The organism is uncultured Allobosea sp. (assembly GCF_945956895.1).
Classification (GTDB): domain Bacteria; phylum Pseudomonadota; class Alphaproteobacteria; order Rhizobiales; family Beijerinckiaceae; genus Allobosea.
The window spans coordinates 113,492-127,382 of record NZ_CAMFJF010000006.1 but is presented as its reverse complement, the minus strand read 5'-3'; the positions used below and the strand labels follow the sequence as shown (position 1 = coordinate 127,382).

At 67.3% G+C, this 13,891-nt stretch carries 13 protein-coding genes; all 13 read left to right on the top strand.

The window, feature by feature from the left end; genetic code table 11:
* The first annotated feature begins 24 nt into the window (after nucleotides 1-24).
* Nucleotides 25-1,902 (top strand): ABC transporter ATP-binding protein, encoded by a 1,878-nt coding sequence (locus Q0Q02_RS06050; protein ID WP_293807735.1) that lies wholly within the window; start codon nucleotides 25-27, stop codon nucleotides 1,900-1,902.
* A complete protein-coding gene (locus Q0Q02_RS06045) occupies nucleotides 1,899-3,869 on the top strand; it encodes an ABC transporter substrate-binding protein (RefSeq protein WP_293807733.1) in 1,971 nt (656 codons plus the stop codon). The genes Q0Q02_RS06050 and Q0Q02_RS06045 overlap by 4 nt, the downstream gene beginning before the upstream one ends.
* 6 nt (nucleotides 3,870-3,875) lie before the next feature.
* Nucleotides 3,876-4,874, top strand: coding sequence for an ABC transporter permease (locus Q0Q02_RS06040; protein WP_293807806.1), 999 nt, complete (start codon nucleotides 3,876-3,878; stop codon nucleotides 4,872-4,874).
* Complete coding sequence (locus tag Q0Q02_RS06035; RefSeq protein WP_293807731.1) at nucleotides 4,871-6,058, top strand: ABC transporter permease; 1,188 nt, start codon at nucleotides 4,871-4,873, stop codon at nucleotides 6,056-6,058. Before Q0Q02_RS06040 ends, Q0Q02_RS06035 begins: the two co-directional genes overlap by 4 nt.
* Before the next feature lie 32 nt (nucleotides 6,059-6,090).
* Nucleotides 6,091-7,221: a glycosyltransferase family 4 protein gene (locus Q0Q02_RS06030; protein ID WP_293807729.1), complete on the top strand. Its 1,131-nt coding sequence runs from the start codon at nucleotides 6,091-6,093 to the stop codon at nucleotides 7,219-7,221.
* The gene (locus tag Q0Q02_RS06025) at nucleotides 7,218-8,012 is read left to right on the top strand and encodes a polysaccharide deacetylase family protein (RefSeq protein ID WP_293807727.1); all 795 of its coding nucleotides are present in this window, start codon (nucleotides 7,218-7,220) and stop codon (nucleotides 8,010-8,012) included. The genes Q0Q02_RS06030 and Q0Q02_RS06025 overlap by 4 nt, the downstream gene beginning before the upstream one ends.
* 151 nt (nucleotides 8,013-8,163) lie before the next feature.
* Nucleotides 8,164-9,444 carry a glycosyltransferase gene (locus Q0Q02_RS06020; RefSeq protein ID WP_293807726.1) on the top strand — a complete coding sequence of 427 codons (1,281 nt, stop codon included), beginning with the start codon at nucleotides 8,164-8,166 and terminating at the stop codon, nucleotides 9,442-9,444.
* Nucleotides 9,445-9,516: 72 nt separating this feature from the next.
* Nucleotides 9,517-9,705 carry a twin transmembrane helix small protein gene (locus Q0Q02_RS06015; RefSeq protein ID WP_199086659.1) on the top strand — a complete coding sequence of 63 codons (189 nt, stop codon included), beginning with the start codon at nucleotides 9,517-9,519 and terminating at the stop codon, nucleotides 9,703-9,705.
* A gap of 155 nt (nucleotides 9,706-9,860) precedes the next feature.
* Complete coding sequence (locus Q0Q02_RS06010) at nucleotides 9,861-10,457, top strand: acyloxyacyl hydrolase (RefSeq protein ID WP_293807723.1); 597 nt, start codon at nucleotides 9,861-9,863, stop codon at nucleotides 10,455-10,457.
* Between the two features lie 285 nt (nucleotides 10,458-10,742).
* Complete coding sequence (locus Q0Q02_RS06005) at nucleotides 10,743-11,324, top strand: cob(I)yrinic acid a,c-diamide adenosyltransferase (protein WP_293807721.1); 582 nt, start codon at nucleotides 10,743-10,745, stop codon at nucleotides 11,322-11,324.
* Nucleotides 11,325-11,332: 8 nt separating this feature from the next.
* Nucleotides 11,333-12,031: a rhomboid family intramembrane serine protease gene (locus Q0Q02_RS06000; protein ID WP_293807719.1), complete on the top strand. Its 699-nt coding sequence runs from the start codon at nucleotides 11,333-11,335 to the stop codon at nucleotides 12,029-12,031.
* Nucleotides 12,032-12,195: 164 nt separating this feature from the next.
* Complete coding sequence (locus tag Q0Q02_RS05995) at nucleotides 12,196-12,942, top strand: electron transfer flavoprotein subunit beta/FixA family protein (RefSeq protein ID WP_293807717.1); 747 nt, start codon at nucleotides 12,196-12,198, stop codon at nucleotides 12,940-12,942.
* A complete protein-coding gene (locus tag Q0Q02_RS05990) occupies nucleotides 12,942-13,886 on the top strand; it encodes an FAD-binding protein (protein ID WP_293807715.1) in 945 nt (314 codons plus the stop codon). The genes Q0Q02_RS05995 and Q0Q02_RS05990 overlap by 1 nt, the downstream gene beginning before the upstream one ends.
* Nucleotides 13,887-13,891: the final 5 nt, after the last annotated feature.

Below are 13,891 nucleotides of genomic sequence, written 5' to 3'. Positions count from 1 at the left end.
TCCGGGGACGTATCGCGTCAGACCATGGACATCCTGCGTATCAGCGACCTGCGTATCGGCTTCACGATCCACGGCCTCGCCCGTGACGTCGTCAAGGGCGTGAGCCTGCGCGTCCCCGCGGGCAAGACCGTCGCGCTCGTCGGCGAATCCGGCTCCGGCAAATCGGTGATCTCCCAGGCCATCATGGGCCTGCTGCCCCGCGCCGGCGGCGTCACCGGCGGCGAGATTCTGTTCCGCGACCCGCAGGCCCCTGGAACCGTCGTCGACATCGCGGCGCTGCCCGCCGAGGGCGGGGAGATCCGGGCGCTGCGCGGCGGGCGCATCGGCATGATCTTCCAGGAGCCGATGTCCTCGCTCTCGCCGGTCCATACGATCGGCAACCAGATCGAGGAGGCGCTGCTCCTGCATCGGCCGATGCCGAAGGCGCAGGCCCGCGAACTGATCGAGGCGATGCTGAAGCGCGTCGGCTTCAAGAACCCGAAGCGGGCCTACGGCCTCTACTCGTTCGAACTCTCCGGCGGCCTGCGCCAGCGTGCCATGCTCGCCATGGCGCTGATCTGCCAGCCGGCCCTGCTGATCGCCGACGAGCCGACGACCGCGCTCGACGTCACCATCCAGGCCCAGGTGCTCGACCTGATGCGCGATCTTCAGGCCGAGATGGGCATGGCGATCCTGCTCATCACGCACGATCTCGGCGTCGTCGCCAACATGGCCGACGAGGTGGTGGTGATCTTCCACGGCGAGATCATGGAGCGTGGCCCGGTCGAGGACATCTTCCGCCGGCCGCGCCACCCCTATCTCAGAGCCCTGCTCGACGCCTCCCCGCATTTCGACATGCAGGATGGCGAGCGGCTGGTCGCCCTGCGCGAGGCCCGCCCGCGCCCGGCCGTCACCGCCCCGCCGCCGAAGCCCTCGGCGGACGCCGCCCCGCTCCTCAGCGTCCGCGGCCTGCACAAGACCTATGTCACGGGCTCGCGCAGCTTCTTCGGCAAGGGCAGCCAGACCAGCGTGAAGGCGGTCGACGATGTCGGCTTCGACATCAGGCGCGGCGAATGCCTCGGCCTCGTCGGCGAGAGCGGCTGCGGCAAGACCACGGTCAGCAAGATCGTCATGCGCGCCGTCACGCCCGATTCCGGCGAGGTCATCTTCGACGACGGACGCGAGCGCGTCGACGTGCTCAAGCTGCAGGGCGAGGACCTCCGCCATTTCCGCCCGCGCGTCCAGATGATCTTCCAGGACCCGGTCTCGTCGCTGTCGCCGCGCATGACCGTGATGAACATCCTGCGCGAGCCGCTGGTGATCCACGATCGTGGCAATCCGGCCGAGCAGGACGAGCGCGTGCGCAATCTGATGCAGGATGTCGGGCTCGATATCCGCTTCCTCAACCGCTACCCGCATTCCTTCTCCGGCGGCCAGCGGCAGCGCATCGGCATCGCTCGCGCGCTCGCGCTCGACCCTGAACTCATTATCTGCGACGAGCCGGTCTCGGCGCTCGACGTCTCCGTGCAGGCGCAGATCCTCAACCTGCTCAAGGACCTGCAGGCCGAGCGGGGCCTGACCTTCCTGTTCATCTCCCATAATCTCGCGGTGGTGAACTACATGGCGGACCGGATCGCGGTCATGGCCAATGGCCGGATCGTCGAGCTCGCGCCGCGCCATGCGCTCTTCACCCGGCCGGCCCATCCCTACACCAAGGCGCTGCTGCGCTCCGTCCCCTTCGCCGATATCGACCGCAAGCTCGACTTCAAGCTGGCCGCGCCCGGCGGCGCCTCGGACGACAGCCATTGGGGCAAAGCCTTCAAGGCCGGGCCCGACGAGGCGGCGCTGGCCCACCTGCCGCTCGGCGACGGCCATTACGTGCTGGCGCGGCCGAACGCCGATATCCGGGAGCTGGTGCCATGACGCAGCGCCGCCCGCATCCGACCCGCCGTACCACGCTGCTGCTGGGCTCCGCCGCCGTCGCGGGGCTGAACTTGCCACGCCTCGCGCAGGCGGTCCCCTTCTCGGGGACTGCGATCGACAGCCCGTTCTTCGCGGATCGCGTCTCTTCCGGCGCGCTGCCGCCGATAGCGGCACGCCTGCCCGCCACGCCTCGGATCATCGACCTGGAGAAGCTCGGGCGGCAGTCCGGCCGCCATGGCGGCAATATCCGCATGCTGATGGGCGACCAGCGCGACATCCGCATGATGACGCTCTACGGCTACACCCGGCTGATGGTCTACGATATCAACCTCGAGCTCGTGCCCGATGTGCTCGAGAGCTGCGATGTCGAGGATGGCCGCATCTTCACGCTGAGATTGCGCCAGGGCCATCGCTGGTCGGACGGATCGCCCTTCACCTCCGAGGATTTCCGCTACTGGTGGGAAGACGTCGCCAACAACAAGCGGCTCTCGCCCGGCGGCCCGCCGCAGGCCCTGTTCTCGGCCAACGAGCTGCCCGTCTTCGAGGTGCTGAGCGAAACCGAGATCCGCTACAGCTGGAAGACGCCGAACCCGATCTTCCTGCCGGCCCTGGCCGGGGCGCAGCCGACCTATATCTTCATGCCCTCCGCCTATCTCAAGCAATTCCACGAGCGTCATGCGCCCAAGCACGAGCTGAGCCAGCGGGTGAAGGAGAACCGCGTGCGCGACTGGGGCGCGCTGCATGAGCGGCTGTCGCGCATGTACCGGCCGGAGAACCCGAAGCTGCCGACGCTGGAGCCCTGGCGCAACACGACGCCCCTGCCGGCCGAGCAGTTCGTCTTCGAGCGCAACCCCTATTTCCACCGCGTCGACGGCCAGGGCCGCCAGCTCCCCTATGCCGATCAGGTGACGCTGACCATCGGCACCAGCTCGCTCGTGCCCGCCAAGGCCGCGGCCGGCGAGGCCGATCTCCAGGCCCGCTACATCCGGTTCGACAACTACACCTTCCTGAAGGAAGCCTCGAAGCGGATGAATTTCGACGTCAAGCTATGGAGGCGGGCCGAGGGCGCCTATTTCGCGCTGATGCCCAACCTCAACGCCATCGATCCGGTCTGGCGCGACCTCAACCGCGACCTGCGCTATCGCCGCGCGGTTTCGGTCGCGATCAACCGCAAGGACGTCAACAAGGTCATCTTCTTCGGGCTCGCCAAGGAAAGCGGCAACACCGCCCTGCCGGAAAGCCCGCTCTTCGATCCGCGCTTCGTCTCGCTCTGGACCCAGCACGATCCGGCGCTGGCGAACCGGCTGCTCGACGAGATCGGGCTGACGAAGCGCGACGATGACGGCATCCGCCTGCTCTCCGACGGGCGCAGGCTTGAATTCACCATCGAGACGGCTGGGGAGAACACCGAGGAGACCGACATCCTCGACCTGCTGAAGCAGGATTTCATCGATGTCGGCATCAAGATCTACCCGCGCTCGACCCAGCGCGACGTCTTCCGCCGCCGCATCGTCGCCGGCCAGACGGTGATGTCGGCCTGGGCCGGCATGGACAATGCGCTCGTCACCTCGGACATGGAGCCGGACGCGCTGGCGCCGACCTCCTCGGCCCAGTTCCAGTGGCCGCGCTGGGGCCAGTTCATCGAGACCAGCGGCCGCGAGGGTGAGCGACCGGCGCTGCCGGAGGTCGATGAACTCGTTCGGCTCTACGAGGAATGGCGGGTAAGCTCGACCCGCGATCAGCGCCGCGCCATCTGGCACAAGATGCTGGCGATCAATGCCGAGCAGCTCTTCACCATCGGCGTGATCAACAGCACGCTGCAGCCGATCGTGGTCTCCAAAGATCTGCGCAACGTCCCGGAGCAAGGCCTCTACAGCTTCGAGCCCGGCGCCTTCATCGGCCGCTACATGCCCGATACCTTCTGGTTCGACCGGCCACAGGCCGATCAGCAAGCGCCCAAGGCCTGATCCGTGCTGCTCCGCTACATCCTCAAGCGCATCCTGCTGATGATCCCGACGCTGCTGGTCACCAGCGCGTTGATCTTCACAGTGATCAACCTGCCCGAGGGCGACTACTTCGAGACGCTGGCGGCCGAGATGCAAGCCCAGGGCGAGAAGGCGGACATGAGCCGCATCGAGTTCCTGAAGCAGGAATACGGCTTCGACAAGCCGCCGGTCGAGCGTTATGTCCGCTGGGTCGCCGGCCTGCTCCAGGGCGACATGGGCTATTCCTTCGAGTACCAGCGGCCTGTGCGGGAGATCGTCGGCGACCGCCTGCTGCTGACCATGATGGTCTCCTTCGCCACCATCATCTTCACCTGGATCGTCGCTTTCCCGATCGGCATCTATTCGGCCACGCACCAGTATAGCTGGGGCGATTACGGCCTCACCTTCCTCGGCCTCGTCGGGCTCGCCGTGCCGCATTTCCTGCTGGCGCTGGTCTTCATGTATTTCGCCAATATCTGGTTCGGCACCTCGATCGGCGGCCTGGTCGACCCCGCCTATCTCAACCAGCCGATGAGCTGGGCCAAGTTCAGGTCGGTGCTTGAGCACCTCTGGATTCCCGTGATCATCATCGGCGCCGGCGGCACCGCGGGCATGATCCGAGCGCTGCGCGCGAACCTGCTCGACGAATTGCAGAAGCAATACTACGTCACCGCCCGCGCCAAGGGCCTGCCGCCCGGCAGGGCGCTGCGGAAATACCCCTTACGCCTGTCGCTCAACTTCTTCATCTCGGATATCGGCGACATCCTGCCCTCGATCGTCTCGGGCGCCGAGGTCGTCGCCATCGTGCTCTCGTTGCAGACGACCGGCCCGCTCCTGATCCGCGCGCTGCAGAGCCAGGACATGTATCTCGCCGGGTCCTTCCTGATGTTCCTCTCCTTCCTGACCGTGATCGGCGTGCTGATCTCGGACATCGCGCTCGCCATCCTCGACCCGCGCATCCGCCTCCAGGGAGCCGCGACCAAGTGAAGGCGACCACGCTCTCCCATCTGCCGCCGGACGGCTCAGCCCTGCCCCACGAGGTCTCGACGGCGCCGTTCGAGCCCTATGCCACCGAGGCGATGACGCCGGAGCAGGAGCGGATCTACCTCGCCTCGCAATGGCAGTTGATGTGGTGGAAATTCCGCAAGCATCGGCTCGCGGTCATCTCGGCGGTGGTGATCTTCGTGATCTACGCCATGGCGGCCTTCGCCGAGCTCCTGGCGCCCTATCACTACACGACGCGCAATACCGACTTCATCCGGGCACCCAGCCAGAGCGTCCATCTCTTCCACGAGGGCGATTTCGTCGGCCCCTTCGTCTACCCGTACACGATGCGCCTCAACATGGAGAACCTGAAGCGCGAATACGACGTCGACACCACGCGCCCGCAGAAGCTGCGCTTCTTCTGCCAGGGCGACGACTACCTGTTCTGGGGGCTGATTCCCGGCAACCGGCGCCTCGTTTGCGCGCCCGAGGGCGGCACCTTCTTCTGGCTCGGCTCCGACCGGCTCGGCCGCGACATGCTCTCGCGCATCCTCTATGGCGGGCGCATCTCGCTCTCGATCGGCCTGCTCGGCGTCTCCGTCTCCTTCGTGCTCGGCGTCATCATCGGCGGCATCGCCGGCTATTACGGCGGCCGCGTCGACCTCGTAATCCAGCGCATCATCGAGATCGTGCAGTCGCTGCCGCATATCCCGCTCTGGCTGGCGCTGGCTTCGATCCTGCCGCCTTCCTGGAGCCCGCTGCTGGTCTATTTCGGCATCACGGTGATCCTCGGCCTGATGGACTGGACGGGCCTTGCCCGCTCCGTGCGCTCGAAACTGCTCTCGCTGCGCGAGGAGGATTATGTCGTCGCCGCCCAGCTGATGGGGGCGAAGCCGCGCCGCATCATCGCCCTGCATCTGGTGCCGGGCTTCATGAGCCATCTCATTGCCTCCGCCACGATCACGATTCCCCGGACGATCCTCGGAGAGACCGCGCTCTCCTTCCTGGGCCTGGGCCTCAGGCCGCCTATCACCAGCTGGGGCGTGATGCTCAACGAGGCTCAGAATATCAATGTTGTGGCGCTCTATCCCTGGCTGCTCTATCCGGTCGTGCCCGTGATCGTGATCATCCTCGCCTTCAATTTCCTCGGCGACGGCCTGCGCGACGCGGCCGATCCCTACCGCTGAAGCAGCACACCGCCACCGCCACGAAGCTCCCTTTGCGCATCGCTTTCCACACCCCGCTCAATCCGGTCGGCGACGGCGGCGTCTCCGGCGACCGCCGCATGGCCCGCCAGCTGATGGCCGCACTCGAAAGCCTCGGGCATGTCGTCGAGCCGGTCGCTGCGCCGAAGACCTATTTCCGCGAGGCCGACCCCGCCCGCTTTTCCCGCTGTGCAGCCGATGCCGCGCGCCTGCGCGACGCCTTGCTCGCCGGATACCGGGAGGGCCAGCCGCGCCCGGATCTCTGGTTCACCTATCATAACTATTACCGCTCGCCCGACTTCCTCGGCCCCGAGATGGCAGCGCAGCTCGGCATCCCCTATGTCACCGCCGAGTCGAGCGATTCCGCACGGCGCGCTACCGGCCCATGGGCCGCGCAGACGGAAATCGTGCGGCACGGGATCGCAGCCGGCGATGTCCATTTCTACTTCACCGACCGCGACCGGCAGGGCCTCGAACCCTGGCGAAATGCGGGAACGGCCCTGCTTCCCCTGCCCCCCTTCGTCACGCTCGGCCCGGATCACGCGCAGCGCGCCGCCCTGTCCGGCCCGCCGCGCCTGGTCACCGTCGCGATGATGCGCTCCGGCGCCAAGCTCATGAGCTATCTCGCGCTCGCCCGCGTCCTCGATCGCTGCCGGGACGAGGACTGGGCGCTCGGCATCATCGGCGACGGCCCCTGCCGCGCCGAGATCGAAGTCGTCTTCGCCGGCCTGCCGGAGAGCCGCGTCACCTGGCATGGACAGCTCGAGCGCGAGGCCACGCAAGCCGAGCTCGCCCGCAACGACGTCTTCATCTGGCCCGGCATCGGCGAGGCCTATGGGCTGGTCTATCTCGAAGCCCAGTCGGCAGGGCTACCGGTCGTCGCCTTCGACAGCGGCGGCGTCGCCGAGACGGTCCGAGCCGGCGAAACCGCCCTGCTGGTTCCCGAACATGACGAGGCCGCCTTCGCCGCCGCGCTGAGTACGCTGCTGCGCGACAGAGCACTGCGCGAAAGCATGGGCGCCACCGCGCGCCGCTTCATCCGCAGCGAGCGCACGACGGAGCGTGCCGCCGAAAGACTGGCCGAGGGCCTCGCCCTCGCCGTTCGGAACCGCAGCACCAAGCCACGCGGAAAAGCCACGCCATGAACGCCACATCCTGGCAGGCGCTCGCCCTGGAACTCGATCGCTGGAGCGCGGCCGGCCGAAGGATCGACCTCTGGCTGCGCGACGACGACGCCGTCGCGCCAAGCCCCGCGCTTGATCGCCTCTCGGACCTCACCGAACGCTTTGCGGCCCCGGTCCTGCTGGCCGTCATCCCCCTGCTGGCCGAGCCCGCCCTGTCGGCAACCTTGCGCAGCAAGCCATTGCTGCGTCCCTGCCAGCATGGCGCCACACACCGCAATCACGCGCCTAAGGGCAGCAAGAAATCGGAATTCGGCGCCGAGCGTGAGGCAGCCGAGGTCGATGCGGAGATCGCATGCGGCTGGCAGCGCCTGCGCGATCTCCTCGGCGACGACACGCTGCCGATCTTCGTCCCGCCCTGGAACCGTATCGCGCAGGATCATGCCGCGCGCCTTAGCGCGCTCGGTTTCGCCGGCCTCTCCTGCTTCCGCGGCTATCGTCACGGTGCGGCGGGGGGGCCGCTCCTCCTCAACACCCATATCGACATCATGGACTGGCATGCCGGTCGGATCGGCCGCGCCGCCGCGGACATCCTGGACGAGCTCGTCGTCCTGCTCGCGCAGAGGCGGCAAGGCGAAACCGGCGACATCGCGCTGGGCCTTCTCCTGCATCACCGCGACCATGACGAGGCCGCCTGGACCTTCCTTTCCGACCTTATGCGCGCCGCCGCTCACCCGGCCGTCCGCGTGATCGATCCGGGCACGCTCATCCGGCCGTCCGGCGGCTGCCGGAAAGACGTTTCCGGCTTGCGATGACGTGATCCGCGCCCGGTGGATTATCGCAACAGACAGCTGCGCGACGGGCTTGGATCGTCCCCAGTGACCCGCTATAACCGTTCCAGAGTTTTCCAGCTGCGTTCGTCCTCGCCAAGAGGTCGTCTGGCCTTTTCCGGAGGGCGACGTTCCGATGCTTTCAAACGTCGTCGATCTCGCCGGCGCCGAACGCGCGCCGCGCAGCTCCCATGCGCCGCGCGTCCTGATCTACAGCCACGACACCTTCGGGCTCGGCCATATCCGCCGCTGCCGCGCCATCGCCAACGCGCTGATCGCGAGCTTCCCGCATATCTCGGTGATCATCGTCTCCGGCTCGTCGGTCATCTCGAGCTTCCAGTTCGGCGACGGCATCGACTATGTCCGCATCCCCGGCATCGAGAAGCAGAGCGACGGCAGCTACGAGCCGCATCACCTCAACCTCGACCTCAGCGATACCATCCGCCTGCGCACCGACATCATCAAGCAGACGGTCCTGTCCTTCGATCCCGACGTCGTCATCGTCGACAAGGAGCCGGTCGGCCTGCGCGGGGAACTGAAACCCTCGCTCGACATCCTGCGCCGGCGCGGCGCCCGCATCGTGCTCGGCCTGCGCGACGTGCTCGACGAGCCCGCTGCGGTGCTGGAGGAGTGGAGCCGCAACGGCGCGCTCGAAGCGCTCGACACCGTCTATGACGACATCTTCGTCTACGGGCTGGAGAACGTCTACCAACCCCTGACCGGCCTGCCGGGCCAGCAACGCTTCGCCGACAAGGTCCGCTACATGGGCTATCTCAAGCGCGCGGTGCCGAGCCCGATGCCGCCGAACCGCTATCCGCGCATCACCAAGCAGCCCTTCGTCCTGGTCACGCCGGGCGGCGGCGGCGACGGCGCCGGCGTCATCGACTGGGTGATCTCGGCCTATGAGGCCGACCCGACGATCGAATTGCCCGCGCTGATCGTCTTCGGCCCCTTCATGTCGCGGGAGAAGCGCAAGGAATTCGCCGAGCGCATCGCCCGCAATCCCAAGCTGGAGGGCCTCGGCTTCGAGCCGCGCCTCGAATTGCTGATGAACCGGGCGCACTGCGTCGTCGCCATGGGCGGCTACAACACCTTCTGCGAGATCCTCTCCTTCGACAAGCCGGCCCTGATCGTCCCGCGCGTCAGGCCCCGCCTCGAGCAGGCGATCCGCGCCGGCCGCGCCGACGAGCTCAATCTGGTCGACACCCTCTACGATCCCTCCCAGACCGGCGAGGGCGAACGCGATCCGCGCGTGATGGCCGCCGCGCTTCACGCGCTGCCGCGGCGCCCGCCCCCGTCGCAGGCCTTCATGCCCGACCTGCTCGACGGCCTGCCTGCGATCAGCCGTGCGCTCGCAGGCGATCTCTCGCTGCCCGTCCGCGGTCGCGCACTGGCGCAGACGGCTGCGACGAGCTGACCCACGGCCCAACCGTCGCCAGCCTCGTCCGGGCGCTGGCAAAGTCCCTCGCACCGTCCTAAGCCTGTTCTCATGACGTTTTCGAACACTCTCGTGTCCGTCGCGGTCGGCGCCGTCGCCATCGTGCTCCTGCTCGGCCTCATCAACATGCTGCGCGGCGGCAGCGCCAACACCTCGCAGCGATTGATGCGGCTGCGGGTCATCCTGCAGTTCGTCGCAATCGTCCTGATCGTCATCGTCCTGTGGTGGCGCAACGGCTGAGCGCCTGCGACAGCAGGTGCAAGCCTTTGAAATAAAAAGAATACCAGAAACATCCGCTTGTTGAGGAAGGATCGACCTGCCGGGTTTTGCCACATTCCGGACACGAGTATGTGTGTTTCACTAACGTCTCTTCACCCGCTCACCACCGAAGGCCCATGGTCCGCGTCGCGTTGCTGTCCCTTGCCGTTTGCCTGGCCGCCTCTGCCACTCACGCGCAGACCCGGTCGCTCTCGAGCAGTGTCTCCAGCTACGCTCCCGCCGCCGAGCCGCCCGCTCCGGCCTGGGAGGCCCGCGTCGGCGCCGGCCTCGCCAATCCCGGCGGCCGGGAGAGCGGCCTGCCGAATCTGAGCGCGGACCTGCTGTCGCCGCGCCTCATTCCCTTGAGCGACCGTATCGCCGCCGCCTTCATCCCCCGCTTCAACATGGGCGCGAGCGTCAACCTCAACGGCACGCGCTATGCCTATGCCGGCGCGACCTGGTCTTTCGACGTGACGCGCGACATCTTCGTCGAGGCGAGCCTCGGCGCCGCGCTGAACGACGGCAAGAACGGCCTGGTCGTCCCGGAGAATCGTCTCGCCCTCGGCTGCAATACCGGCACGCGCGAAGCCGCCGCCCTCGGCTTCCGGCTGACGGACCGCTGGAGCCTCGTCACCACGCTCGAGCATTTCAGCACGGCCGGCTGCGCCGACAAGCCGGGCACCGCCAATCGCGGCCCGGCCAATATCGGCGCCAGGCTCGGCTACACTTTCTGACGGATCGAGTTCTTCGAGCCCCACCCGGGGAATCTGGCTGGAAACTCCAGCCCTCATCCTGAGGAGCCGCGTCAGCGGCGTCTCGAAGGATGTTCCAGATGTCCCCGGAGCCTCCTGGAGCATCCTTCGAGACGCCATTTCTGCCGAAATGGCTCCTCAGGATGAGGGCTCAGGGGATTGCCAATCAGACTCTCGGAGTGAGGGCTGCGGCTTCCGGATCGGCGCTCGGCGCAGCGATGCCGCAAACGCGCTTCCGTCCGGCCCGCGCCGCGCTATAAGCGTGGCATGGTCAAGCTCAACCGCATCTACACGCGCACCGGCGACAATGGCACGACCGGCCTGACAAGCGGCCCGCGCCGGCCGAAATTCGACCTGCGCGTCGCCGCCTACGGCACTGTCGACGAGACCAATGCCTGCCTCGGCCTCGCCCGCCTGCATGCGGCAACGGAAGATGCCCTGGTCGACGCCATGCTCGGCCGCATCAGCAACGACCTCTTCGACCTCGGCGCCGATCTATCGACGCCGGAGACCGGCCAGCCGCTTGCCTTCGAGCCGCTGCGAATCATTCAGGCCCAGGTCGACCGGATCGAGGCCGAAATCGACGAGCTGAACGCGGATCTCGCTCCCCTGCGCTCCTTCGTCCTGCCCGGCGGCACGCCGGCCGCGACGCATCTCCATCTTGCCCGCACCGTCAGCCGCCGGGCCGAGCGCCTGATGACCGAGCTTGCCGCCACCGAGGGTGAGACGGTCGCCCCACCCGCGCTGAAATACATCAACCGCCTCTCGGACTTCCTGTTCGTCGCCTCCCGCTACCTCAATGCCAAGGCAGCAGGCGACGTGCTCTGGGTGCCCGGCGGGAATCGCTGAGATCAGCCATGTTCGTCCCCCTGCATGACGGCGTGCCGCTGCGCTTCATGCGAACGCCCTACATCACCTACGGGCTGATCGGCGCCAGCCTCGCCCTTCAACTCGTGCTGCTGCTCTGGCCCGGCGAGGAAGCGGAGCTGGCGATCATGGCCGGCTTCGGCATGATTCCCTCGGTGTTGTTCGGCACGGCACAATTGCCGGAGGGCCTCGCCCATCTCCCGGCCTGGGCGACCCTGTTCAGCAACATCCTGCTGCACGCCAATCTCGCGCATCTCGTCGGGAACATGCTGTTCCTCTGGGTCTTCGGCGACAATGTCGAGGATGCGATGGGCCATGCCCGCTTCCTCGTTTTCTTCTTCCTCTGCGGGCTCGGCGGTTCGCTCTTCCATGCCGGCCTGTATCCGGATTCGCAGCAGCCGCTGATCGGCGCCTCCGGCGCCATCTCCGGCGTCATCGCCTCCTATCTGATGATCTATCCGCAGGTCCGCATCTGGGGCCTCGCCTTCAACTGGATTCCGATCCACATCCCCGCCATCTATGCGCTCGGCGGCTGGATCCTGCTGCAGGCCGCCTCCGCCCTGTTCGGCGCCGACGGCAATGTCGGCTGGTGGGCGCACCTGGGCGGGCTGGCGACAGGCGCCGCGCTGACCCCGCTCTTCGTGCACCGCAGCATCGCCCTGTTCGGGCGCAAGGCCAGCCATGGCTGAAGCCGCGCTGTTTTGCCTCCGACTCGGGCCCGGACGGACGTTGACAAGCGCAAACGGGCGTCGTTACGGTCCCAGCGCATTCCAGCCGAGGGCCGCGATGCCGCTGTCCTGCCGTCAGGTATGGTGCGGCGCGAGGCTCATCTCTTCTAAACGGTGATCTGGCGATGAAGATCTTGGTGCCCGTGAAGCGGGTTGTCGACTACAACGTGAAGATCCGCGTGAAGGCGGACGGTTCGGGCGTCGAGCTTGCGAACGTGAAGATGTCGATGAATCCCTTCGACGAGATCGCTGTCGAAGAGGCGCTGCGCCTGAAGGAAGCCGGCAAGGCGACCGAGGTGGTCGTCGTCTCGATCGGCCCGGCGCAAGCCGCCGAGACGATCCGCACGGGCCTGGCGATGGGCGCCGATCGCGGCATCCTGGTCAAGGTCGACGGCACGGTCGAGCCTCTCGCTGTCGCCAAGCTGCTGAAGAAGGTCGTCGAGCAGGAGGCTCCCGGCCTCGTCATCCTCGGCAAGCAGGCGATCGACGACGATTGCAACCAGACCGGCCAGATGCTCGCCGCCCTGCTCGGCTGGGGCCAGGGCACCTTCGCCTCGAAGGTCGTGGTCGGCGACGGCGCGGTCGACGTCACCCGCGAGGTCGATGGCGGCCTGCAGACGGTTGCGCTGAAGCTGCCGGCGATCGTCACCACCGACCTGCGCCTCAACGAGCCGCGCTACGCCTCGCTGCCGAACATCATGAAGGCGAAGAAGAAGCCGCTCGACGAGACCACGGCCGAAGCGCTCGGCGTCGATGTCGCGCCCCGCCTCAAGGTCCTGAAGACGGTCGAGCCCGCCGGCCGCTCTGCCGGCGTCAAGGTGGCCAATGCCGCCGAACTCGTCTCCAAGCTCAAGACCGCCGGGGTGATCTGATGACCACGCTGCTGATCGCCGAACACGACAACGCCTCGATCAAGGACGCCACCGCCAAGGCGCTGACCGCCGCCGCCAAGCTCGGCGCACCCGTCCATGTCCTCGTCGCCGGCCAGGGCGCCAAGGCCGCGGCCGACGCTGCCGCCAAGCTTGCCGGCGTCGAGAAGGTGCTGCTCGCCGATGACGCGGCCTACGGCCATGCGCTGGCCGAGCCGCTTGCCGCGCTGATCGCCAAGCTGGCCGCCGGGTACGACGCCATCGTCGCGCCCTCGACCACGACCGGCAAGAACGTGCTGCCGCGCGTCGCCGCCCTGCTCGACGTGATGCAGGTCTCCGATGTCAGCGCGATCGTCTCGCCCGACACCTTCGAGCGCCCGGTCTATGCCGGCAACGCCATCCAGACCGTGCAGTCGACCGACGCCAAGAAGCTGCTGACCATCCGCACCGCCTCCTTCGCGGCGGCGGGCGAAGGCGGCTCGGCTGCGGTCGAGAGCGTCTCGGCCGCCGAGAACCCCGGCAACTCGTCCTTCAAGGGCGAGGAGGTCGCCAAGTCCGACCGTCCGGAGCTGGCCTCGGCCAAGATCATCATCTCGGGCGGCCGCGCGCTGGCCTCGGCCGAGAATTTCGGCAAGGTGATCGAGCCCGTCGCCGACAAGCTCGGCGCCGCTATGGGCGCCTCGCGCGCCGCGGTCGATGCCGGCTATGCCCCGAACGACTGGCAGGTCGGCCAGACCGGCAAGGTCGTCGCCCCCGAGCTCTACATCGCCGTCGGCATCTCCGGCGCGATCCAGCATCTCGCCGGCATGAAGGACTCGAAGGTCATCGTCGCCATCAACAAGGACGAGGAGGCGCCGATCTTCCAGATCGCCGATTACGGCCTCGTCGGTGATCTCTTCACCGTCCTGCCCGAACTCGACGCCGAGCTCGCAAAAGCCGGCAAGTAAGGCCG